This window comes from Nocardiopsis eucommiae (genome assembly GCF_965344335.1).
Taxonomy (GTDB): Bacteria; Actinomycetota; Actinomycetes; order Streptosporangiales; family Streptosporangiaceae; genus Nocardiopsis; species Nocardiopsis eucommiae.
The window spans coordinates 37,206-61,356 of record NZ_CBDRIY010000028.1; the positions used below are offsets into that span (position 1 = coordinate 37,206).

16 protein-coding genes are annotated in these 24,151 nt (G+C 72.0%); 8 read left to right on the top strand and 8 right to left on the bottom strand.

From position 1 onward, the window contains the following. Window positions 1–14: 14 nt before the first annotated feature. Together fxsT and ACRWK8_RS18215 are read left to right on the top strand one after the other, a co-directional pair. Window positions 15–2,519, top strand: a complete 2,505-nt coding sequence (fxsT, locus tag ACRWK8_RS18210) for an FxSxx-COOH system tetratricopeptide repeat protein (protein WP_378736867.1) — start codon at window positions 15–17, stop codon at window positions 2,517–2,519. Window positions 2,520–2,561: 42 nt separating this feature from the next. Beyond that, window positions 2,562–5,261: a tetratricopeptide repeat protein gene (locus ACRWK8_RS18215; RefSeq protein ID WP_431871737.1), complete on the top strand. Its 2,700-nt coding sequence runs from the start codon at window positions 2,562–2,564 to the stop codon at window positions 5,259–5,261. Between the two features lie 5 nt (window positions 5,262–5,266). Here ACRWK8_RS18215 and ACRWK8_RS18220 read toward each other — a convergent pair whose 3' ends face one another. Then, window positions 5,267–6,574, bottom strand: a complete 1,308-nt coding sequence (locus ACRWK8_RS18220) for an HEXXH motif domain-containing protein (protein ID WP_431871739.1) — start codon at window positions 6,572–6,574, stop codon at window positions 5,267–5,269. After that, on the bottom strand, window positions 6,575–7,744 hold the full coding sequence (locus tag ACRWK8_RS18225; RefSeq protein ID WP_431871741.1) for an FxsB family cyclophane-forming radical SAM/SPASM peptide maturase: 1,170 nt from the start codon (window positions 7,742–7,744) through the stop codon (window positions 6,575–6,577). Between the two features lie 558 nt (window positions 7,745–8,302). Here ACRWK8_RS18225 and ACRWK8_RS18230 point away from each other — a divergent pair. After that, on the top strand, window positions 8,303–9,625 hold the full coding sequence (locus ACRWK8_RS18230) for a hypothetical protein (RefSeq protein ID WP_431871743.1): 1,323 nt from the start codon (window positions 8,303–8,305) through the stop codon (window positions 9,623–9,625). Window positions 9,626–9,633: 8 nt separating this feature from the next. Here ACRWK8_RS18230 and ACRWK8_RS18235 read toward each other — a convergent pair whose 3' ends face one another. Next, complete coding sequence (locus ACRWK8_RS18235) at window positions 9,634–10,119, bottom strand: GNAT family N-acetyltransferase (RefSeq protein WP_431871745.1); 486 nt, start codon at window positions 10,117–10,119, stop codon at window positions 9,634–9,636. Between the two features lie 180 nt (window positions 10,120–10,299). Here ACRWK8_RS18235 and ACRWK8_RS18240 point away from each other — a divergent pair, with 180 nt between their 5' ends. The 3 genes from ACRWK8_RS18240 to ACRWK8_RS18250 all read left to right on the top strand — a co-directional run bounded on the left by ACRWK8_RS18240 (window position 10,300) and on the right by ACRWK8_RS18250 (window position 14,436). Further along, window positions 10,300–11,877 (top strand): hypothetical protein, encoded by a 1,578-nt coding sequence (locus ACRWK8_RS18240; protein ID WP_431871747.1) that lies wholly within the window; start codon window positions 10,300–10,302, stop codon window positions 11,875–11,877. 199 nt (window positions 11,878–12,076) lie between these two features. Then, the gene (locus ACRWK8_RS18245; protein ID WP_431871749.1) at window positions 12,077–12,814 is read left to right on the top strand and encodes an SDR family NAD(P)-dependent oxidoreductase; all 738 of its coding nucleotides are present in this window, start codon (window positions 12,077–12,079) and stop codon (window positions 12,812–12,814) included. Window positions 12,815–13,041: 227 nt separating this feature from the next. Beyond that, on the top strand, window positions 13,042–14,436 hold the full coding sequence (locus tag ACRWK8_RS18250) for a hypothetical protein (protein WP_431871751.1): 1,395 nt from the start codon (window positions 13,042–13,044) through the stop codon (window positions 14,434–14,436). A 7-nt stretch (window positions 14,437–14,443) separates the two neighbouring features. Here the strand turns inward: ACRWK8_RS18250 and ACRWK8_RS18255 are convergent, their stop codons facing one another. Both ACRWK8_RS18255 and ACRWK8_RS18260 read right to left on the bottom strand, forming a co-directional pair. Next, a complete protein-coding gene (locus tag ACRWK8_RS18255) occupies window positions 14,444–15,931 on the bottom strand; it encodes a sodium/glutamate symporter (protein WP_378736883.1) in 1,488 nt (495 codons plus the stop codon). 400 nt (window positions 15,932–16,331) lie between these two features. Further along, on the bottom strand, window positions 16,332–18,185 hold the full coding sequence (locus tag ACRWK8_RS18260) for a hypothetical protein (protein ID WP_431871753.1): 1,854 nt from the start codon (window positions 18,183–18,185) through the stop codon (window positions 16,332–16,334). 206 nt (window positions 18,186–18,391) lie between these two features. On the opposite strand from ACRWK8_RS18260, the gene ACRWK8_RS18265 reads away from it, so the two are divergent. After that, window positions 18,392–19,780, top strand: coding sequence for a hypothetical protein (locus ACRWK8_RS18265; protein ID WP_431871755.1), 1,389 nt, complete (start codon window positions 18,392–18,394; stop codon window positions 19,778–19,780). Between the two features lie 269 nt (window positions 19,781–20,049). Here ACRWK8_RS18265 and ACRWK8_RS18270 read toward each other — a convergent pair whose 3' ends face one another. Further along, on the bottom strand, window positions 20,050–20,463 hold the full coding sequence (locus ACRWK8_RS18270) for a YchJ family protein (RefSeq protein ID WP_378736889.1): 414 nt from the start codon (window positions 20,461–20,463) through the stop codon (window positions 20,050–20,052). A gap of 301 nt (window positions 20,464–20,764) precedes the next feature. Next, window positions 20,765–21,364, bottom strand: coding sequence for a histidine phosphatase family protein (locus tag ACRWK8_RS18275; RefSeq protein ID WP_431871757.1), 600 nt, complete (start codon window positions 21,362–21,364; stop codon window positions 20,765–20,767). Window positions 21,365–21,560: 196 nt separating this feature from the next. Between ACRWK8_RS18275 and ACRWK8_RS18280 the strand changes: the two genes are divergently transcribed. Beyond that, window positions 21,561–22,292 carry a class I SAM-dependent methyltransferase gene (locus tag ACRWK8_RS18280; protein ID WP_431871759.1) on the top strand — a complete coding sequence of 244 codons (732 nt, stop codon included), beginning with the start codon at window positions 21,561–21,563 and terminating at the stop codon, window positions 22,290–22,292. Between the two features lie 59 nt (window positions 22,293–22,351). Here the strand turns inward: ACRWK8_RS18280 and ACRWK8_RS18285 are convergent, their stop codons facing one another. After that, a complete protein-coding gene (locus ACRWK8_RS18285; RefSeq protein ID WP_431871761.1) occupies window positions 22,352–24,136 on the bottom strand; it encodes an ABC transporter ATP-binding protein in 1,785 nt (594 codons plus the stop codon). Between the last annotated feature and the right edge of the window lie 15 nt (window positions 24,137–24,151).

Sequence of the window (24,151 nt, forward strand, 5' to 3'; positions counted from 1 at the left end):
ACAGATTCCCGGAAGTGTGGGGGCGTGTCCCGCCGCGCCACAAGAACTTCACCGGCCGCGACGAACAGATCAGCGCGCTCCGTGCCGGACTGCTCAATCAGGTCACCGCCGTGGTCCCCCAGCCCTCGGACCCGGTGGTCCCCCACACGCTCCAGGGGTACGGCGGGGTCGGCAAGACCCTCATGGCCGTGGAGTACGCCCACCGGTACCGGGGCGAGTACGACCTGGTCTGGTGGATCATGGCCGACCAGCCGGGCCTGGTGGACTCCGCGCTGGCCCACCTGGCGCCACACCTGGGCCTGCCCGGGCCGGGGGTGACCGGGGTCGAGGACGCCGCCGACGCGGTGCTGGAGGCCCTGCGCAAGGGCGAGCCGTACGCGCGCTGGCTGCTCATCTTCGACAACGCCGACGAGCCGGAGGAACTCACCGAGGTCATCCCGCAGGGGCCCGGGCACGTCCTGATCACCACCCGCAACCACCGGTGGGAGGGCGTGGCGGAGACGGTGCCGGTCAACGTGTTCAGCGAGCACGAGAGCGTGGAGTTCCTCAAGAAGCGCATCCCGCGCGGCATCACCACCGAGGAGGCCGTCGAGCTGTCCGAGGCCCTGGGGCACCTCCCGCTGGCACTGGAGCAGGCCGGAGCCCTCCAGTCCGAGACCGGCATGTCCACGCAGGAGTACCTGCGCCTGCTGTCCGAGCGCACCGGCCCGCTGCTGCGCGAGGGCAAGCCGCCGGAGTACCCCAAGCCGATGACCGCCGCGTGGCAGCTGTCCGTGGAGAAGCTCAAGGAGAACCTGCCCGAGGCGATGGAGCTGCTGCGCTGCTGCGCCTTCTTCGGCCCCGAGCCCATCCCCCGCGATCTCTTCTTCCCGGTGGACGAGGGGCCGATCCGTCCCGAGATGGCGGAGCTGATGGCCGACCCGATCCGCCTGAGCAAGGCCATCGGCCAGCTGGGCCGGTACGCCCTGGTCCGGCTCGACCAGGCCAACCGCACCATCCAGGTGCACCGGCTGATCCAGGCGCTGCTCCGCGAGGAGCTGGACGAGGACACCCAGGACTCGATCCGGGTCGAGGTGTGGTCCCTGCTGAGCGCGGCGGCGCCGAAGAGCTTCACGGACGCCTCGGCCCAGGCGCGCTACCTCGAACTGCTCTCCCACATGCGCCCGGCCGGGGTCGCGGAGTCGGACCGGCCCGAGGTGCGGCGCTTCGCGCTGAACATGCTGAACTTCCTCTACGTGTCCGGAAACTACGAGACCGCCAGCCGCTACGCGCGCAACTTCATCGAGAAGTGGACGGCCGACTCCGGCGAGGAGGACTCCTTCGTGCTGGAGGCCCAGGCCAAGTACGCCAACCGCCTGCGTGACCTGGGCAGGTACATCGCCTCGCACGACCTCAACCTGGCGATCCTCCCGAAGATGCGCCGCACCCTGGGCCACGCGCACCCGGAGACCCTCTCCGTGCTCTCCGGCCTGGGCGCGGACTACCGGGCGCGCGGCGACTTCTGGCAGGCCCGCGAGCACGACGAGGAGGTGCTCCGCCAGTACCAGGAGGCCTTCGGCCCCAACAACACCGCCACCCTGCGCGCCCTGTACAACCTGGCCCTGGACCACACGCTCACCAGCGACTTCGGGGGTGCGCAGAGCAAGCACGAGCGCGCCTACATGCTGTTCAAGCGCAGCGGACCGGCCGGGGGCTCGCCCACGCTGCTGGCCTTCTGGTCCGGGCTGGCCCAGGTGGTGCGGCTGTCCGGCGACTACACGGAGGCCTGCGACCTGGGTGAGGACGCGCTGGCCTACGGCCGGGAGCAGTTGGGTGTGGAGGACCCCCGCACGCTGCGCGCCCAGGTGGACCTGGCGATCGCCCGGCGGCTCTCGGGTGAGCTGGACGAGGCGCTCGAACTCGGGCAGGACGCGCACTCCCGCTACCTGCGGCTGCGCGGCATCAACCACCCGGACACCCTGGCGGCGGCGATGTGCCTGGCCAACCTGTGGCGGATGACCGGCGAGCTGGCCGGGGCCCTGGAGCTGGCCGAGGACACCGACATGCGCTACGCCCAGGCCTACGGCGCCGACCACCCGTACAAGCACGGCTGCACGAGCAACGTGGCGCTGCTGTACCGGCTGATGGGCGACCCGGCGCGTGCGCGTTCGATGAACGAGTCGGCGCTCAACGCCCTGGAGGCCAGGCTCGGCCGCAACCACCACTACACCCTGGCGGCAGCCACCAACCTGGCCAGCGACCTGGCCGCGCTGGGCGAGGCCAAGAACGCGACGCGGCTGGGCCGGGGCACCCTGCGCCGCTACCGGTCCCTGCTGGGCGAGGAGCACCCGAGCACGCTGGCCTGCGCCTCCAACCTGGTGCTGGACCTGCGCGCCGAGCACGAGACGGAGGACGCCGAGGAGCTGGCCGAGCACACGTTCACCGGCTACCTGCGTGCCCTGGGCCGTGAGCACTCCTACACCGGCGCCGCGGGTGAGGGCCGCCGACTGGTCGCGGACTTCGACCCCCCGCTGCTCTGAGATCGCACCCCGCCCGCCCCCGAACGGAAGGGACCTTTCCCGTTGGCCGTCGAGAACTCGGCCCGTGACGTCAGCGGCGGAAACCTGATCCAGGTCCGGCAACTGGACACCCTGACCGTGACCGCTCCCGTCACACGGGAGGCCGTCGCCGCACCCGACCCACGGAACACCCTGCCCGCGGACACCTCGTCCTTCACCGGTCGGGAACGGGAGCTCGACACCCTCCTGACCAGTCCCGACGGTGAGCCCAAGGGTGCTCTGACAGTTCGGTCGATCAGTGGGATGGCCGGGATCGGCAAGACCACCCTCGCCGTCCACGCGGCCCACCGGATCGCCGGGCGCTTTCCGGACGGGTGCCTGTTCCTGCGTCTGCACGGCCACAACGCGGACCGGCCGCCGACAGACCCGGGGGCCGCCCTCGCGTCTCTCCTCCTGGCCACCGGACTCGATTCCGGGAGGCTGCCCTCAGGGACCGAAGAGCGGGCGGCCCTCTGGCGGGACCGGACGTCCAACCGTCGCCTGCTGCTGCTCCTGGACGATGCCGCGAGCAGCGCGCAGATACGTCCACTCCTCCCCGGAGGCAGCCGCGCCCTGGTCCTCGTGACGAGCCGTCGAAGACTCACCGGCCTAGTCAACGCGCGCCCCTGCCCCCTGGAGGCTCTCGACCCCGCAGAGAGCGCCGACCTTTTCGTGCGGCTCAGCGGGCGCCCCGCCCCGGGCGTCCCGGACGGCGGCCTGCGGCGGCTGGTGGAACTGTGCGCCCGTCTCCCCCTGGCCCTGGGCATTCTGGCCGGACAGCTCAAACACCATCCCAGCTGGACGCTGGAGGACCTCGTCACTGATCTCACCCAGACCAGGGACCGCCTGGACCTGCTTCGGTCGGAGGACCTCTCTGTGACCGCTTCGCTCGACCTGTCCCTGCGCACGCTCCCGCAACGGACGCGTGACTTCCTGGTGTCCTTGGCTCGCCACCCGGGGACGGAGTTCGACGCCCCGGCGGCCTGTGCCCTGACCGGCGTCGGTCTCCCGACGGCCCGGAGGCTTCTCGGTGACCTGTACGAACACCACCTGCTGGCCGAGCCCACACGCGGCCGCTACCGGTTCCACGACCTCGTCCGTGAGTACCTGCGCGGACAGCGGTCGGGCGCCGCTCGGGAGGAGAGCGACGACGGCGGAGTCGGACACCTCCTCGACCACTACCTTCACACGGCCCGCGCGGCCGACCGCCTCCTTCTCGGCGACCGGTCTCCCGTGGGCGTTCCGGAAGTGATCGCGGAACCACGGGTCATGGAGCCCGAATTCACGGACGCGGCCGAGGCACGCGCCTGGCTGGAGACCGAGTGGGAGAACCTGGCCGTCGCCGCCCGCCACGCCGAGCGAGAGGGGTTCCACGGTCACGCGATGGCGCTTCCCGCGGCACTGCTGGAGTACCTGCGCACCAGTGGTGACAACACCCTGTCGTTGGAGCTCCAGACAGTGGCCGTACGCGTGGCCACCGCGCACGGCGAACCGGCGAACCTCGCCTGCGCGCTGACCGACCTCGGACACGTCCAGACGCTGGTCGGCCAGATCAGCCGGGCGCGCGAGAACCTGGAGCCGGCCCTGGAGCTGATCGGCGTCGAGGGGCATCCTCAAGCCAGGGCCAACAGCCTCCTCCGGCTGGGAATCGTCCTGCGGCTGGTCGGGGACTACGGAGGAGCCCGACCACTCCTCGTCGAGGCACTGGAGCTGCGTGAGCGTTCCAGGGAACCCCGGGGGATCGCCCAGGTACTCAACCAGCTCGGGGTACTCCGCACCCGGGAGAGTGACTACCGAGACGCTGTCGAACTCCAGACGCGTGCCCTCGAGCTCTTCCGTTCCGCCGGCGACCCGCTCGGGACCGCACTGTCCCTCAATCACAGGGGTTTCGCTCGTTGGGTCAACACCGACTACGCGGCCAGCCTCGCCGACTTCTCCGAGGCCCTTGAGATCCACGAGGCCAACGGCAACCGCGCCGGAGCGGCGAAGTCCCTCCTCGGGGCCTCCGTGGTGGCGTCACGGACCAGGGATATGCCCTATGCGGTCGACCATCTGAGCCGCGCCCTGGCTGAGTACCGGGCGTTGGGCGATCGCTTCGGCCAAGCGAACACGCTCAACCATCGCGGCCACGTCCGGGGCGACATCGGCGCCTTCTCAGCCGGGAAGGCTGACCTGAGGTTGGCGCGGCGGCTGTTCCGGCAGTTGGGCTCCCAGCCGGGAGAGGCCAGCGTCCTGTCCAATCTCGGAGCGCTCCATGGGAAATCCGGAGAGCACGGATCAGCCGTCGATATCGTTCGGCACGGCTTCACGGTGCCTTCGGCTCAGCGCAGCCCGTTCTGGGAGGCGTTCGCACGGTGCACGCTCGGCGGTGCGCTCACCGCACTGGGACGGCTGGAGGAGGCCGAGAGGAACCTGGATCGGGCACTGGAGCTGTTCCAGCAGATCGGCACCGCCCACGGGCTGGCTCAGGCGCTGCACCTTATCGGGGTCCTATGCCTGGCTCAGGGGAATCCGGCTGACGCACGCTCCCGCTTCGAGGAGGCCCTCGGGATCACCCGCACGGAGGTTCTCCCTCTGGAGGAAGGGCTGGCCCTCGAGGGGATCGGGTTGTGCCTGCTTGAGGAATCCCGCCCCGACGAGGCCCACGACCAGCTCCTCCAGGCACACCGAATTCTCAGCGGGCTCCGGGCCCACCAGGCGCACAGGATCGCCTCGGTGCTGTGATCCGGTCAGCCGTGGCGGGCGTGCCAGCGTTCCCAGTGGGTGCGGGCGGCGGCGTCGGCCGCCTCCTCGGCCGGGGCGGGGACCGGTTCGGCCAGCCACGCCCGCAGGGTGCGGTCGGTGGCGGCCAGGAACCGTTTGCCCTCGGTGGTGAGCCTGCCCGAGTCGGCCAGCGCACCGGCGGCGTCCGCCGTGGAGCGCCGCCAGTGCGCGAAGTCCGCGTGGGCCCGGGCGGACTCCCGTCCCGTGACGGCGTGCCGGTGCCTGCGCCAGAACCCGGCCACCCCCAGGTGGGCGTAGACCCCCTGGAACAGCCCCGAGGCGGGGCGCGGGTCGGGTCGCCAGGGCGCGTAGTAGCGGCTGCCGTCCTCGGGCAGGGTGAGGTCCACCAGGTCGAGCAGCGCGGAGAGTTTGGCGTGCTGCACCTCGTGGGCGAAGGTGAGGGCCAGCAGGGTCGCTCCCGGCGGGGTGGACAGCCCCAGGTTGCCGTAGGCGTGTCGGGCGGTGGCGCTGGTGTGGGCACGCCCGCCCGGCGAGGTGATGGGGGTCAGGGTGAGCACGGTGCCGGCGGTCTCGGCGGCCACCGTCCAGTGGTCGTCCACCAGCAGCCGCCAGGCCCCCTCCAGGGTGCTCCGCCAGTGGGCGAGTTCGGCGGCTCCGATCCGGTGGGCGACGAGGTCGGCCCCGGGCATGCGGTCGGGGTCCAGGTCGTCCAAGAGCAGCGTGAGGCGTCGGCCCCGGTGTTCGGCCGCCAGTCGGCGCAGGGCGTGCCAACCGGGCGCGTCCTCGTGGGGATCCTCGGGAACGGCCACCTCCGGACCGTGTCCGGTACTCAGGGTGGCCCGGCCTCCGGTGGTCTCGAACAGGGCCCGTTCGCCTCTGGTGTGGAGGACGGCCCGGCCCAGTGACGGCAGCGGGGCGGTGGGGCCGTCCAGGGGCACTTCCAGGCGCGCGTCCATCCGGCCGCGCAGGGCGGCGACGGCCGCGACCGCCGCCAGTCCGGTCACCCGGGGCCGTTCGGGTCGGTGTCCGGCCAGGGCCAACGCGGTCCGCCGGGCCCACACCCCCACGGTGGGGTGGCGCAGGACCGTCGCGACCTGCTCGGGTGCCTGTTCCTGGGCTCGGGCCAGCAGTTCGTAGGCGTTCCGGGCGCGGTCGGCGTCGGGGTGCCGCGCGGCCCGCGCCGCGTCCACGACGCGGCGCAACAGCAGGAGGTGCTTGCCGAACTGGGCGGCGCGCAGGTGGGCGGTGGCCCCGTCCCCGCCGCCGCCACGGGCGAGGGCCTCGAACACCGGTTCCGGAACCGGATCTGACATTCAGACCCCTTTCCTGATGCGGGCCACGTCCGCGGCCACGGTCTGGTGGATGTGGGTGATCAGGTGGAACAGGTCCGCGCAGTACACGGACGGGTTGAGGAAGCCGCTGCCCCCGCGGTAGCGGTGCGGGTAGAGGCCGCCGCCGCAGACCCGGGACAGGGGGCAGTCGGCGCACGTGGGGCTGAGCGCGCGGGCCCCGATCTGGCGGGCGGCCACGGCGGGCAGGTAGAGGGCGTCGTCGAAGGTGTGGGTGAAGGTGTGCAGGGGTGTGCTCGCGGCCCCCTCGAAGGCGGACTTGAGGCTGTCGACCTGTTCGACGCTGCCGTCGGTCTCCACCACCACGAGCGCGGCGGGCGAGAGTCCCACGCTCTCCGTGCGCGAGGGGCTGCCCAGGACGAGTCGGATGATCTCGTTGAACATGCGGATGTTGGTCTCGCGCTCGGTCGAGTGGTACCAGCGGTCGAACACGGACACGAGCCAGGCGCCGTAGCGCGGTTCGGTGGGCGACCACCCGGGCGGAGGTTCGTCCCAGTTGCCGTGCGGTAGGAGGAAGTCGACGCCGGGCGGGTCGTACTCCAGCAGGTGCTCGAAGGTCGTGACCGGGTCCGACTCCAGGTCGATGGTGGTGAGCAGGCCCGCCAGCAGGCGGCCGTCGCGGTCGTTGAGCCGTTGGATGCCCGCGCGCACCTCGGCGTGGGTGCCCCGCCCGTTGGCGCGGGTGCGGTGGCGGTCGTGGTCGGCCTCGGCTCCGTCGATGCTCACCCCCACGCGGATGCCGAGCTCCTCGAACAGATCGAGGAAGTGGGAGTCGATCAGCACACCGTTGGTCTGCATGCGCAGCGCCACGTGGACGTCGGGTTCACAGGCCTTGCGCAGGGACTGGACGGTGTGCCTCAGGTGGTCGAGGCCGACCAGGAGCGGTTCACCGCCGTGGAGGACGACGTCCACCCGCTCGCGTCCGTGGGCACGGGCGTGCTCCGCGATGCGTTCGGCGACGCGGTCCACGGTGGGCCGGGCCATGCGGCGGGGCTGCGACCGCCAGCTCTGGTCGGCCATCTCGTACATGTAGCAGTAGTCGCAGGCCAGATTGCAGCGGCTGTGGATCTTGAGGATGAACTCACGAAAGGGCGTGGGCCGCCACCCCTGACCGAGGAGCGCGTCGACGTCCATGCCATCGGGCCATTCGGGGCGTCTTTCCGGGTCGGTACTCCGTGCCACGCGGGCGACCTCCTGGGATGACGGAAAGTGCGTAACCCAGTTGGATTATCGCATTTGTCGTTCTGTGTACTCCCCGTGGGTATCCACGCGCCTCGTGCCTGGACAGTCCACTCCCACCCCGCGGTGCGGGTGCCCTGGCCCGGACCTCCCTCGCCCGACACCGGCCCCCTCCCGCCGCCTCCGGCGATTCTTCCCGACCCACGGACCCCAAACACCGCACGCCTTGAGAAAATGACCGATTCCGGCCAGCGAAACGGCGATTAGTTATTACCGACAGAGAGCACGACCAATCCCACCGATACACCCACCCGTTATGATTCCGTCGCTTTTGCCCACCCTTTTTCCCCCCGCTTCACCGCTCCCCCAGCAACACCAGGGAAAAACGCGTCCATTACCGCGTCCGAACACGATCGGGAAGGGTCTGGTTTTCGACGTTTTCCCATGCGAGGGCACCTGCCGGGGTTACCCTGATGCGGTTCGGCCATCCGCATAACGTTCGGTGACCATGACATGACCGAGAGACTCCTGCCCGCCATCTCCGCCTGCCTTGACTGGGCCAGCGAAGCCGATCCCCCACCCGCACTGGAGGAGCGGGACCTGGCCCTCCTCCTCAGCGTCCACCGCGACACCGGGGCGCACGAACCCGGCGACTGGACCGTGGACGACGTCCACGACGTCGCCGCCCACCTGCGGGACCGGGACACCCTGCCGGACAGCCTCCGGGACACCCTGCCGGACAGCCTCCGGGACAGATGGCTGGCCTGGTGCGACCACCTCGTCTCCTCCGGAGGGCTGCGGTCGGCGGAGAGTCCGCGCCGTCTGCGCGCCGCGATCGAGCGCATCGGTCTGACTCCGGGTTCCGCACGACCTCCCGGCCACGATCCCGTGGACGACGCCGCCTCTCCGCTGCTGGCTCGGCTGGGGTTCCTGGAGGGCACCGAACCCGCACCGGTGCTGCCCTACGTCCCGGAGTCCCGGGCCGAGCTCGACGCCCGGGCCCTGGCCTGTCCGCCCCTGCACCGAGCGGCCCGGCTGTCCGCGTGGGTGGCTCCGAGGCGTCTGCTGCGCCCCGGAACGGACCACGACGAACTCGGCGCGGAGGAGACCGCCCAGGCCGCGCGCGACCTGGACCGCACTCCGGCCGAGGTGCGGTTCCTGTTCTCGGTGGCGCGCTCGGCGGCCCTGGTGCGCACCACCTACCTGCACGTCCTGCCCGGCCCCGCGGCGACCGCCTGGGCCGAGGACCGGCCCGGCGCGGCCGCCGACGCGTGGGCGGACGCGCTGACCACCATGGTCGCGCTCCCCGGTGCCGCCCCGTTCCTGCTCCTGGCCGAACTGTTCCTGTCCGGGCGTGCGCACACCCCCGCCGAGCTGGTCGGGGCCTGCGGCCCCGGCGCCCTGCCCGGCTCCGAGGAGCCCGAACAGCACGTCCTGCGGGCGCTCGAAGCGCTGGCCGACCTCGGCGCCGTGGAGGGTGTCGGAACGGGGCGCTACCGGACCACCGGCCTGGGCGACCACTGCGCCGCCCGGCACCTGCGCGACTCCGGTGTCCGGGTCCCGGTCGTGCCGCCGCTGGACGGACTGGACGCGAAGGGACTCCTGGACCTGCTGGATCGGGTCCGACCGGTCGACGTGGAGGTGCTGCTGGACCGCTGGCTCGCGGACCGGCCGCCGAAGGAGGCCGCGCGTGACCTGGTGGAGGCCGGTCTGCCCACGGTCGACGACGACCCTGAGGCCTTCATCCTCGCCGTGGCCGCCGACCCCTCCGCCGAGAGCGTGCTGGCCCGCGTCGGGGCGTGCCCCCTGCGGAACACCGCCGTCCGGGCTCGGTAGGAACCGCGTCAGCCCTCGACGACCAGCTCGTAGGCGAGGAGGTCGACCCCGGGGACGGGGGTCCAGTCGCGTTCGGGCAGGCGGACGAAGCCCTGGGACTCGTACAGGCGCTGAGCCCCGGTCATCACCGTCCGGGTGCAGAGCACCAGACGGGCCACCCCCTCCGCGCGCGCCCGGTCCACGAGCGCGCGCACGAGGGCGGCCCCGACCCCGGACCGCCGGGCGGAGGGATCCACCGCGAGGGCGCGGACCTCGGCCTCGTCGGGGCCCCGGGCGATCTCACAGCGCGGCCCCCAGGGAACGAACACGACCGTGCCCACCACACGGCCCTCCGTCTCGGCCACCAGGACCTCGTCCCCGTCCTCCCACCCGAGCCCCCGCAGGGTGTGGGCGTACACGGGACTCGCGTCCAGGAGCCCCTGGTGTTCGTAGGCCAGGACACGGAGGGCGCCGACGGTCTCCCGTTCGGAGGGCGGCGCGGTACGGATCAGCATGAGCGCATTCAACCAACCCGGCGCGCACGTTCTCCACGGGTCCCCCGAACGTTCGTCCGCGGTTGTCCACAGGCCCTCAGCAGAGGAACCCGCGTTCTCCGATGATGGATGTGTGGCGGCGTCACCTCCCGGTGGTGCGGGGCGCGGCCACTCAGCCCCCGGGAGAGAAGCGAGGACGCCATGACCGTTTTGCCCACCGTCGACGACGCCGTCCGTTCCTGCCTCGACTGGGCCGACGGGGCCCGTCGTGTCGACCCCCGATTCCTCACCCGCCTCCTCACCGTCCACGGCCACGTCCGATCCGACCCGGGCGACTGGGACCGCGACGACGTGACCCGGGTCATGCTCACCCTGTCCGCGGGAGGCCCTCTGCCGGAGGACTTCCGCGCCACCTGGCTGACCTGGTGCGACCACCTCGTGGACCAGAACCTGCTGGGACCGGAGGAGAGCCCCCGCGCCCTGCGCGCGGCGGTGGAGGCCGTCCAGCCCCTCCCCCACGACCAGGCCCCCTGGTCGGTCACCGAGGACGGCGCACCGTGGTGGGGGCGGCTCTGGGAACCGGAGGACCTCCCCCGGGTGCACCTCCCCCCGGCCGGGCTCGCCGCTTCCGCCGCTCGGGCCTGCCCCGACCTGGAGCGGGCCCTGCGCCTGGCCGCGTGGGCGGACGGGGGCCTGCCCCTCAGCGCCGCTGGCGAGGATGAGGCGCTCACCGAGCACACCGTGGCCGAGGCCTCGGCGCACCTGGGGATGGCCCGGGAGGAGGTGGCCAGGCTGTTCGGGGTCGCGCTGCGCGCCGGGTTCCTGCGGGCCACCTACACCGAGGTCCGTCCCGTCGGCGACGCCCGGGACTGGGAGGACGACACCCGCGTCGCCCTCGCCTGGGTCCGGGCGCTGCCCGCGATGCTGGCGGAGCACGGCACGCTCGGTTCCCGGGTACTCGGAGAACTGTTCACCTCCGGAGGGGTGTGGACCGTCCCCGACCTGGTGGCGGCACTCGCACCGTGGCCGACCCCGGTTCCCTCCGTCCCGGCCCCGCGGGAACCGGGCCCGTGCCGGTCGGCGGCACCGCAGACCGCCGAGGAACGGGTCGCGGCCGTGGTGCGCTCGCTGGTCCGGGTCGGGGCGGTCGAGGCTCGGGCCGACGACGGACTTCGGATCAGCCCGCTGGGTGACCAGGCCATGGCGCATCGGTGGCGCCGCTGGGGGATCGCCCTGCCCGGATATCCGCCGACCTCGCACATGGACGCACGAGAGCTGCTGCTCCAGCTCTGGGAGGGCCGACCGGTGGACATCGAGGTCCTGGGGCGCGACTGGCTGGCCGAACGCGGGCCACGCGACGGTGCCCGAGAGCTCCTGGAGGTCTGCGCCGAACTCGGCTCCTGGCGCCAGCGGCTGGACGTCTTCCGGCTCCTCGCCGGGAGGGAGGAGGAGCTCCATGGGGTGTTCGAGGACTACCGCGACCACCCCGTGCTGGGCGGGTGGGTCGCGCACGCCAGCGACGAGCCCGGCCGGGTGCGGTTGGAACAGCTGGTGGTGGTCCTGCTCGACACCTACGCGCTGCGGGTGGAGCTGGGCGCTCCGCTGCCCTTCGACGCCCCGGTCTGGCGTGACCCGGAGACGGTCACGCGGCTCATGTGGCGCTCGGGCCATCCGGCGACCGACGGCGTGCTGACCGCGATCGCTCTGGGGGCCCTGGGCCCGGAGGCCGCGAGGGCCGCCCGCCGCGCCCGGTTCGGTACGGTCGGTGTGGGCCCCTGACCAGTGCCCGCGCCTCGGATCCCCCTCACGTCCCGCCCCGCCACCCCGCCGCGCGAGGCCGGTGACGCCCCACCGCCCGCCGCGCGAGGTGACGGTCCGGTGCCGCTGGCGGCGCCCTGGGGAAGGTGGGGCGGGTGGGGGCCGCCGTGTCCCGGAACGGTAGCCTCGGGACGCCGTGCCACCGTCGAAGGGTCACCACATGAGTCGCAACGTGCTGGTCACCGGCGCCGCCAGGGGGATCGGAAGGGCGGTGGCGACCGCCTTCGCGGAGGGCGGTGACCGTGTCGCCGTGCACTACGGTTCGCGTCGCGAGGAGGCCGAGGCCACCGTGGCGGGGTTGCCCGGGGAGGGGCACGTGCTGGTCGGGGCCGACCTGCGTGACCCCGGGGCCGCGGCGGCGGTGGTCGAGGAGGCGGTCGAGCTCCTGGGCGGCGTGGACGTGCTGGTCAACAACGCCGCCGTCAACCTGCCGCATCCGGTCGCCGACACCTCCTACGAGGAGTGGCGGCGGGTCTGGCGCGCGACCGTGGACGTCAACGTGTTCGGGGCCGCCGACCTCTCCTACCTGGTCGCGCGGCACATGATCGACCGGGGCCGCGGCGGGCACATCGTCAACGTCGGTTCGCGGGGCGCCTTCAAGGGCGAACCGGACCACGCGGCGTACGGGGCCAGCAAGGCCGCGCTGCACGCGCTCGGTCAGTCGCTGGCGGTGGCCCTGGCACCGCACGGCATCACGGTGGCCTCGGTGGCGCCCGGGTTTGTGGAGACGGAGCGGGTGTCCGCACGGCTCACGGACGGGGTCCGGGCGCAGAGCCCGTTCGGTCGGGTGGCCGCGCCGGAGGAGATCGCGTCGGCCGTGCGCTACCTCGCCTCGCCTGAGGCGGTCTGGTCCTCGGGGGCGGTCCTGGACGTCAACGGCGCCTCGCACCTGCGTTGAACCACGAATCCACACTACGGTTTCCGGAATTCCAGCGCCTGTACTCTCGGACAGGTCGTTAACGGAACCAGAAGCTGGGTTTTTCTGCCGAAATTTCCGTTATGCCCTGCGCCCGGCCACCCCGATCGGCCGCGTTCTCCCCACGATGTCCTCGAAAGCGCTCCACCGCCCCCGGTCCCGCTGTAAAAGTGAGAGAAACTCAGAGCGAGGAGAAGTCGGGGGCACAGATGTCAACCCACCATCCGGAGGCGCCGTCCCAGCGCAGGTTCGCGGCCCGTCCGGTGTCCCTCCTCCCCATCGAGGCACTCGCCGACAGGGCCCTGTCCAGCGACCTGCTGCGCTCCGCCGTCGACCTCGCCCGCTGGTGCGGCCCGGTCACCCCCGTGGACGTGGACGGCGTACCGGACCCGCAGGACGTGCGTACGGCGATCGAGAGGTGCGGCCTGTGGCCGCGTGCCCTCGACCGCACCCCGGAACGACGTGCGGCCTGGGCCGACGGGATCACTTCGGCGACCCAGGCCGAGGACTTCCTGGCCGCCTGGCGCACGGCCCAGCACCTGGGCATGATCGAGTGCGAGACCGGCCAGGCCCGCCCCACCCCGGACCTGGAGCGCTGGCTCGACTCCCCGGGCCGGGTGCTGCGGTGGTGGACGCTCGCCTTCCACTCGTGCGTCGAACAGTCCCTGCGCGGTATCGCGGGGCTCGAACCCCAGACCACGCTGGCACGCCTGTACGAGTCACCCAACGGTGCGCGTGTACCCCTGCGCCTGGTCACCCAGGAGATCCTGCCCGCCCGGGAGGCGCACTACCTTCCGGCACGCTGCCCCGCCTGGAACAGCGTCCGGCTGACCCGGGCACTGTGGCGGCTCAGCGACACCGGAGCGATCTCCCTGGGCTGGTACGGTCCCCGTTCCGACGGCGCCGGAGCGCGCACACCCCGCGCCGCGCCGTCCTGGGTCCAGCTCACCGACCTCGGTCGCTTCGGGATCCGGCAGATCCTCCTGGCCGAGGAGCAGTCCGCTCCCCTGACCGAGGAGTTCGTCCGACTCGACGCGGACGAGTTCCTGGACGCCCTGGCCGACTTCTCACCCGACGGCCAGCTCGTCGCCCTCACGGCCTGGCTGGACGCCCGTTCCCCCGAACAGGCCCTCCGGGAGATCGTCACCGTCTCCTCCGGGCCCGGGCTGGCCCTGCGCCGGTGGAACGCCACCATGGCGCTGGGCACCATCAGCTCTCGGGTGGAACCCCAGTTGTACGCCCTGCTCCGCAGCGGGGACCCGACCCTGGCCGGTCTGGCGTCAGTGGTCCTGCTGGCCTCGCGTATGCTCTCCGAGCCCGAGCGGGCGAGGCTGACCGCCCAGTTCGGCCACTGGACCGCCATCGACATGTTCGCGGCGGCCACCTGCCTGGGTGAGACCGGCCTGAAGTCGTTCCTGGTCTCCGAGGCGGCCGAGGGCATCGACCGCTTCCTGCTCGACGACGTCGCCCGGCTGTGGCGGCCCGAGCACCCCGACACACGCTCGGTCCTGCGGCTGCTGGGGCAGCACCACCCGGACCCGTCGATCGCGGCCAGGGCACGGGCCGCCTCCGCCCACGCCCCGCCCCGCGCCGAGGGCTCCTGAGCCAGTCCTAGGCGACCGGGACCTGCTCCTGGCCGTTCTGTTCCGCCCGCTGCTCCTCCCTGCGGCGCCTGCGCCGCAGCACGACCAGGCCGAAGAAGAGCGAGGCGACCATCGTCGCGGCCATGATGGCCAGGAATCCCCACGGCCCGACCAGCGGACTCACGATCAGCGGGATCGCGGCGGCGGTGACCAGACCACCGCCGAAGAACGGCTCGAACACCAGCTGCTTGTACCCGAACGCCGGGTAGGCGGGGGTCCTCACCTCGGGGTCGACCACGCGCATGAGCACCATGCCGGTGGCGGTGACGCCCAGGGACTGGCCGAACTCACCGATGCCGCGCTCGAACCAGTAGTTCGGCATGATCCTCGGCGCGAGGAACAGGAAGGCGAACAGGCACCAGAGGATGCCCGCGACGGACAGGATCGCGAACGTGGCGATGTTGTCCGCGATGGCCTGGAGGGACAGGGTCGCCATGGCGGCGATGACCAGCACGTCGAGCGACAGGCCCTGGATCCGCTCCACGGACTGCTCGTCCACGATGTCGTTGCGGTCGAACCGGTCGATGAACAGCTGCACGATGATGCCGCCGATCATCGCCAGCGGGAACAGCGGGACGTAGGCCATGATCTCGATGCTGTCGGCCCACACGACCTGCTCGACCCACTGGAGGCCCGACAGGATGAGCTGGCCGATGATCACCGCGAGGGCCACCAGGCCGAAGTGCAGCGTCAGCGGGTCCATGGAGGAGGGGTGGACCGTCATCATCGAACCGGGGGTGCGCTTCTCGGGCTCGACCAGGCCGGCCTGCTCACGGTCCGTGCCCTTGCTGTCGGAGCTGATCACGCTGGTCTTGCCGCGACGGGCACCCCAGTTGATCAGGATGATGCCGATGACGACGCCGGAGAGCAGACCGACGGTGGCCATGCCCAGCGCCAGGTCCTGGCCCTCGGCCCAGCCGACCTGTTGGAAGGTGTCGCCGAGCCCCGCGGCGGTGCCGTGTCCGCCGAGGAAGCCGATCTCGATCAGCGCGCCGGAGATCACCGGGACGCCGAAGAACGGCGCCAGGACCAGCAGGGCGAGCAGCAGACCGATGACGTACTGACCGCTGGCCACGGTGATGCCGAAGGAGAGGTTCGGTCCGGCCAGGTCGATCGCCTCACGCATCTTCGGCATGCGTTTGCCCAGGAAGAGGCTGGCGAAGACCACCGAGATCAGGAGGCCGGGCAGTGAGGACCACACGGACATGATGTCGACGCCGAAGAGCCCGCCCTCGGCCGCGCGCTCCGCGAACCCGACGGCGATGCCCTGGTCGGCCAGCAGCCCCATGGCCCTGCCGAAGAGGTCGGGGCCGAGCAGGAGCGCGATCCCCCCACCGATGATCGAACTGGGCAGGTACAGCTTCTGGGTCAGCTTCCACCTGACGCGGACGAGCTTGGAGACCAGAAGCAGCACCCCCAGAAGGAGCAGTGCCAGACCAACGGTGTTAGGGGACATGTCTACCTCTCAGTACGGTCCCGTGGCGTGCGGGGGCACGACAGACGTGCCTCAGCGCGCACGGAACCCGAAGAGGGCACACGGACGCACGGGGGCTGTGGCTGGGTGGTGGATCGCGACCGACAGTGACCGAGTGACGCGAACGCAGGGGGAATCCTACACACGGTCACGCGGGCTCCAGGACCACCCTCGACCAGCCGGACCAGTGCTGTTACCCAGCAGTAATCTTCGCCCCGGAACGCTTCATTCCCTACAGGAATCGGGGGGAAATCGGGAAACACCGTGGTTGGCGCGTTCACGCACCGTCAACCTCCTCGCACCCCGCGCCGGGGTCGCCGTGCACTACCCGATACGCACGTGCTCCACACACAGTGACCACCCGCTGTCGCGGTGAGGATGATCATGCTCCGTCCGTACGCGCGTCCCCTCCGTACCACCCCGGTCCGAAGAGCTCCCCGGCCGCCTCGCACAGCTCCCGGTGACGCTCCTCCTCCGGTCCGACCAGACCACCAGGCTCCTCGCTACGGTCCCCGGGCACCCGGCTGCCCCGTTCCTCCGACCCCACGGTGACGCCACCCCCTCCTTCCAACGGGGCCAGTCCCAGAGCCCGACGGACGGCCTCCACCGTCCCCGGGCTCCCGTGCGGCCAGGTCTCCCACCGGCCCCGGCAGCGCCGCGACAGCGCCCGGCCGACCTCGGTGGTCGCGCCGCCGAAGACCGCCCCGAGCACCTCCGCCTCCCGCAGCGCACGCAGCACCCGGCCCGCCGTGTCGGGTTCCCCCTCCACGGAAGGCTGGTGCCAGGTGACCGCCGAGACCAGCCACCGCGCGCCCGTCGGCGGTTCGCGTCCCTCGGCGCGATCCGCGAGCAGCCGTCGACCCTCCACTCCGGTGCTGGTCCCCCAGGGGAGGTCGTTGAGCACGCACGCCAGGGCCCACCGCGTCCGGGCCCGTCCTGACCGCACCCGGACGAGGGACGCGCTCTCCGGGGTCGGCCACCACAGCGCGGCGTCCTCCGTTCCCGCCCAGGCCTCCGCCAGCGCGGCGAGTCTGGTCTCCGTGTCGAGGCCACGCCAGACCCCCACTTGGTCGGACGGCGCGACCCGGCCCTGGTGAACGGTGAGGAGCCCCAGGACGGCTCCGGCCTCCAGCCAGACCCTGGCGAGGTCCTCGTCGCCTCCGGCGACCCGGGTGAGGCGCTGTCTCCCCTGCTTCATGAGGAACCCGTCCCGGCGCAACCTGGGCGGGCGTTCGGTGACCGCGTCCAGGAGCCGCGCGTCGGCTCCGGCCAGGGCGGTGAGGGCGCGTCGCGCGCCCTCGGCCACGTCGGCGCCGCCGCCGGGCGTCATCCGGTCCACGGGAACGCCCACCACCGGCCGCGGCGCGGGTTCGAACGGCCAGGGATGGGCGCCGCGGACCGCCAGCGCCACCTCCTTCGGCATCACGAGCCCGTCGCCGGGACGATCCGGGGGCAGCAACAGGCCGTGCTCGAACATCCAGTCCAGGTCCGGGTCTCCGGTCCCCTCCGCCGGGACGTGGAGCGGTTCTCCCTCCGCCCTCGTGAGGAACGCCCGCGCCTCCGTCCCGAGGAAGGCGTGGTCCAGCAGCAGGTGGGCGACGTCGTGCCGCGCGGCGTGCCAGAGCTCCAACACGCGTTCGGGTGCGCCCAGGACCGCCTCGATCCCGCCGGTCAGAGCGCCCCGGCCCTCAGTGGGGTCCAGGCCCAGGGTCAGCGCGATCCGACGGACACCGGCGAGGTCGAGCTCACCCAGTCCGGAGCGGACCGGGGGCGGCACACGGGGCAGACCGAACTGTGCGAAGGCGTCGTCGGGGAGGTGGTAACCGCCCCGGCCGTCCGGCCACAGCAGTGCCAGCGCCACGAGATCGGAGACGGTCTCCTCCGCGCGGACCCGCGCCAGGCCGGGGCGGTCGGCGTCCACCCTCGCCAGCAGCGTCTCGTGACCCACCGGACCCGGCACCCTCTCCCCGGTCGGTCCGTCGCCTGCCGGAGGCGCGCCGAGGCGGTCGCGGTCCTCCACCGCGCCGACCGCCGCGTAGAGCACCTGGTGGTGGGCGAGGGTCAGCCGCTCGAAGGCACGCGGGCGGTAGGCCAGGATCGGCAGCAGGTGCAGGAGGGTCTGCGGGGTGGCCCGCGCGTAGCGCACCACCCCCTCGGCGAGGGTGGCGAGGAGGTCCGCGACCCCTTCGGCGGTCATCGAGCGGACATGCGACTCCAGCGCTGCGCGACGGTCCATTCCCTCAGCCTAGACAGCCCACGTCCACGGCACCGGATCCGAACGGCGTTCTGTGGACGACCAGCTCCCGGGTTCGTACCGATCTGTGGGAAACCGCCCCGCCGCCCCTCGCGGGAGCGGTACAAGAGGAACTCACGAAGACCTGCGGAACACTCCCCCGGACCAAGGTCCGCAGACGAACACCCGAAGAGAAACCGGGAGCGGACATGCCCTCTCATGACCCGTCGAACCCGGAGCACCCACCCCTCGCCGCAAGGCCCGTGTCACTGCTCCCCCACGACGCACTCGCCCGCATGGCGCTGGACTCCCCGCTGCTGTGCGACGCCCTCAGCCTGGCCCGGTGGAGCGCCCCGGGCACCCCGGTGACCCGGCACGGTGTGCCCGGCATCGACGACGCCCGGACCGCCATCACCCGGTTCGCGCTCTGGCCGCCCGACCTCCCCAGCCTGGTCACCGAACGCGCCACCTGGCTGGGCGGCCTCCACTCGGTGGCCGAGGTCGCCCACTTCGTCGTCCCCTGGTCCGCCGCGCTGCGCCTCGGTCTGGTGGAGATCGACGACGAACGCGCCCGTCCCGCCCCGGGGCTCGAACACCGGGTCCGCGACCCCGAACAGGTCCTGGGCTGGTGGTTCCAGGAGTTCGAGCACACCATCGAGCACGCCCGCGGCGACCTCGCGCCCACGGACCCGCCCGTCCCGGGCACCACCGGCCCCGACCTGCTCCCCGGAGTACTGCGCCACCTCTACGAAGCACCGGACGGCTCCCGCCCGGACCTGGACACGCTGGCACGCGAGGCGCTGCTCGCCCCGCCGCCGCCTCCGTCCAGAGCCACCGACCTGTTGTTGCACGTCCTGTGGCAGCTCTCCGACACCGGGGCGGTCACTCTGGACCACCGCCCCACCCGCGCCTCCGGGCCGGACCGCCACGGTCACTGCACGGTCGAACTCACCGCGCTGGGGCGGTACGGGGTCCGCCGGCTTCTGTTGGAGGTGGGCATCCACGCACCGTTGGTGGACACCCTCGCGGGTGCCGGGGCCGCTCGGTTCCTGGACGCGCTGTCCGTGCTGCCCGTCGAGGAGCGGCTCGCGGAGGCGGGACCGTGGCTGGACCGGCGCGGCCCCGCCGAGGCGCTACGGCAGATCAGCGAGGTCGTCTCAGGGCCGGGCGTGGCCCTCCGCCGCTGGGTGGGCACCCAGGTCCTCAACACCACCAGCTCCGAGCTGGAACCCGAACTGCGTTCCCTGCTCCACTCGCCGCGCCCCGCCGTGGCCAGTATGGCGGCGGTGGTCCTGCTCTCCTCGGGGATGCTCACCCAGCGCGGCATCGACCGGGTCCTGGGTGAGCACGGGTCGTGGGTGGTGATCGACGTGATCGCGGCGGCGCTGACACCGGACAACGCGGACCTCCCGGAGTTCCTGTCCGCGCGGGGCGCACCGGACGTCGAGCGGACCGTGCTGGCGGACCCCGACCCGGTCCGTCTGAGGGCCCACCCGGACACCCTCCCGGTCCTGGACGCGCTGGCCCGGCACCACCCCGACGCGGACACCGCCGCCCGGGCGTGCGACCTGGCCCGGCGGCTGCGCGACCAGATCTGACCGCCGAACCCCATCTCGAGTCCCGGCGCACCGGGGAGTCGACGAGCGGCGCGAACTCCTCGTCGGGGGTGTGCGGGGTCACCGACCTGGTCTCGTGGTCGAGGTCCGTCCGACCGGACGCAGGTCGAGCGGTTCTCCCTGAGCGCGGCCCCGTGACCCCGGGTGCCACCAGTACGGCCGCGGACCGGTCGGGAGGTGTTCGCGGTCCCTTCCCACCGTCTGGCACCGACGGCCCGTGTCCACCCGCTCACGGGACCGGAGCCCGGGCTCTACTGGGCGTCGACGTAGACCCAGGCTCCCTCGTGACGCAGGAACCGGCTCCGCTCGTGCACCCTCGCGGACCGACCGTCCTCCCGGTAGTGGGCGCGGAACTCGACCACGCCCTCGTTGTGGAAGGGGGTGCCCTCCTCAGTGGCAAGGATCTCCAACCGGACCCACTCGGTGTCCGTGTCCAGCCCGACGTCGGCCGGACGGGTGTCCGGGTGCCAGGACCGGAGCAGGTACGCCTCGTCACCGACGGCGAAGGCGCTGTACCGCGAGCGCATGAGGTCCTCGGCGGTGGCCGCCCTGGCGGAGCCGTCGTGCAGCCTTCCACAGCACTGGCCGTACGACCTCGTCCTGCCGCAGGGGCAGGCGTGGTCCGCGGGCGGGGGCGGTTGGTGACGTGGGGCGCGCTTCGACATCCCTCCATTGTGGCGGCTGCCCGGGACCTTGGCGGACGCCGACGGCGGGCGTCCGTGCCGGGAGAGGGTCCGACACGGGCGACCGACCGGACTACGGTCCGGGATGGTGGGGCTGGCGGGGGTCCGGGGGCGGGAGCGAGCGGGGCGGAGGTCCGTCATCGGGAGCGGGGCGTGGACGAGGGATCGGGAGTACGTTTCCTGTTCGCGCTTCGTTGTCCATCCAAGGGAACCGTACCCAAGACACCGGTGCGCATAAAACCCGAAAACACCTTTTCCTCGCGCCGCACCCTTTATCGACGCCTCATTCCGGCGGATCCCAGGAACGGTTCCAGGAGGTCAGGACCGGACGCCCGTGTTCCGTTCCGAGTGTGCTGACGGAGCCGGTGTCGAGACGGAACAGCGCGCCCCCGGAAGGCGGCAGACCCAGCCTCCTCGCGGTGAGCACACGCAGGAGGTGGCTGTGGGCCACCAGGGCCACATCGCCCCGCTCCAGCGCGGAGGAGAGGTCGTGGAGCACCCGGTCGGCCCGCGCTCCCACCTGCTCCGGGTTCTCCCCGGGAAACCCCTCCGATCCCGGGGGCACCCCGTCGGTCCACAGGTTCCAGTCGGGCCGCTCCCGGTGGATCTCGCGGGTGGTGATCCCCTCGTAGGCACCGTAGTCCCATTCCACGAGATCGGAGTGGGTCCGGGCGCCGCCGAGACCGGCGAGTGCGGCGGTGCGCACGGCTCGTCCGAGGGGGCTGGTGAGTACGAGCTCGAACCGGTGGTCCGCCAGCAGCGGGCGGACCGACCGTGCCTGCCGCTCACCCTCCTCGGTCAGTGGCAGGTCGGTGCGGCCGGTGTGCCGTCCCGCTCTGCTCCACTCGGTCTGTCCGTGCCTGACCAACACCAGTGCGCCCATCCGGGCTTCCTGCCCGGTACACGGTCAGCACATTCCCCCGTGCGCGGAAAGCCTCCGGAGTCCACGGCGGAAAAGGCACGCGAATCCTAACAAAGAATGACCTCTGATCACCAAAGGGACGGTCACCCGACGCGAAGATAGGATGCGAGTCGATTCACCAGCACGAACGCAGGCCACCCCCAGGAGGAACAGAGAAATGCCCACCGTTGATTGGAATCGCCGGACCTGGGGCGGCACGCACTCGTGGGAACGCGACGGCGACGAATGGGCCCACATGGCGTCGTACTGCGGCCAACCCTACGAGGAGTGGAAGGCCGGGCTCGTCGAGGAGCTCCTCGTCCCGGGGGCGGTCCGGGGCACGTCCCTGGAGGTCGGCCCGGGCCACGGCCGCTGGACCGAGCACCTCCTGGAGCGCTCCGACCGGGTCTGGATCGTGGACGTCAACGAGAGCTGCCTGGAGCGGTGCCGTGAGCGGTTCGCCGATCGCCACGGTCTGAACGTCCACCACACCACCGGGTACTCGATGGAACCGGTGCCGGACGCGTCCGTCGCGTTCGTGTGGTCCTTCGACGTCTTCGTCCACCTGGAGCCGGACGTGATCGTCGGCTACCTCGGGGAGGCCGCGCGCGTGATGGAGCCGGGGGCGACCGCGGTGATCCACCACGCGGGCAAACCGGACTGGTCGCTGCGCCTGGCCCCGGTGAACCGCCGTGCGGGCCGCCCGGGCAGGATCGCCCAACGGTGGCTGAGCCAGCGTCGGTGGCGCGACGACGGCAACCGCTCCGACGTCTCCCCCGAGGCCTTCGCCAGATGGGCCCGGGAGGCTGGGCTGGAGGTCACCGGGCAGCGGACCTCCTGGGGCCCCGACGGGCGGTACACCGTCGACAAGTACCGCGACTGCGTCACCGAGCTCCGCAAGCCCTCCTGACACACGGGGCCCCGGCCACTGTCCTCAGTGGCCGGGGCCTGTCACACCGGCGACGCCGGTCAGGCCGCCGCGTCGGCCGCGCGGCTGGCGACGCGCTCCGCGCGCAGTTCGCGGGCCTCGTCGGGGTCCAGGACCGGGGCGGCGGTGAGCAGCTGCCTCGTGTAGTCGCTCTGCGGGCTCTCGTAGACGGAGTCGCTGTCCCCCAGTTCCACGATCTCGCCCCTGCGCATGACCGCGACGCGGTCGCTGACCTGGCGCACGACGGCGAGGTCGTGGGCGACGAAGATGTAGGTGAGGCCGAAGTCGTCCTGGAGCTCGGAGAGCAGGCGGAGCACCTGGTCCTGTGTGGACACGTCCAGCGCCGAGACGGGCTCGTCGCAGATGATGAGCTTGGGCTTGAGGATCAGCGCGCGGGCGATGGCGATGCGCTGGCGCTGACCGCCGGAGAACGCGTGCGGGAACCGGTTGTAGTGGTTGGGTTCGAGCCCGACCCGCTCCAGGAGCTCCTGGACCTGCGAACGGATCTTCCTGCCGTCCCGCTCTCCCTGGACCCTCAGCGCGGTGCCGATGCTCTCACCGATGGTCAGTCGCGGGTTCAACGAGGAGTAGGGGTTCTGGAACACCATCTGCACGTCCCGACGGAGCGGACGCAGCCCCCGCTCGGACATGTGCGTGATGTCCCGGCCCTCGAACTCCACCGTGCCCTCGGTCGGCTCCAGCAACCGCATGACCATCCTGGACAGGGTGCTCTTCCCGGACCCCGACTCCCCCACGATGCCGAGGGTCTCGCCCTTGTACAGGTCGAAGCTGACACCCTTGACCGCCCAGAAGTCGGTCGACTTGCCCCACATGCCGCCACGCACCTTGAAGCGCTGCGCCACGTCCTGGACCCGGAGCAGCGGCTCGTCCTCGGTCGCGGCGGGGGTGAAGGCCTCGAAGTCACCCGGCTTCGTGACGGTGCCCTCGCGCTTCTCCCGCGCGACGCGGTCGGCGCGGTCCTGCGCCCGCCGCTCGGCCCGCGACATCTCCACGCGCGGCACCGCGGCCAGCAGCGCCTGCGTGTAGGGGTGCTCGGGGGCCGACAGCACCCGGCGCACGTCACCGCGCTCCACGGCCTGACCGTGCCGCATGACCACGACCTCGTCCACGGAACCCGCCACCACGGCGAGGTCGTGGGAGACCAGGATCAGCGCCATGTTGAGTTCGCGGCGCAGCTCGTCCAGCAGGTCGAGGATGCGCGCCTGCACGGTGACGTCCAACGCGGTGGTCGGCTCGTCCGCGAGCAGCACCTTCGGGTCGCACATCAGGCCCATGGCGATGACCACGCGCTGGCGCATACCGCCGGAGAACTCGTGCGGGTAGGAGTTGATCCGCTTGGCCGGCTCGGGGATACCGACCCGGTCCAGCGCCTCCACCGCGCGCTGCCGCGCGGCCGCCTTGCCCGCCTTGGGGTGGTGCACCAGGTAGGCCTCGACCAGCTGGTTGCCGATCGTGTACTGCGGGTGCAGCGACTGCATCGGGTCCTGGAAGACCATCGCGATGTCGTTGCCGCGCATCGAACGCAGCTTCCTGTCGCTCGCGGTCACCACGTCCTGCCCGGCCACCTCGATGGCCCCGGTGATCTGGGCGCGGCTGCCCCGGTGCAGGCCCATCAGCGCCAGCGAGGTCACGCTCTTGCCGGAACCCGACTCACCCACGATGCCCAGCGCGCCACCGGCGGGCACCTCGAAGGAGAGACCCTTCACCGCGTGGACGTCGCCGTCCATCGTCGGGAAGGTCACCCGCAGGTCATCCACGCGCACGACTGCGTCAGAGGCAGCCGATGCCGGTCCGGTCGAGGCCATGTCACATTTCCTTCA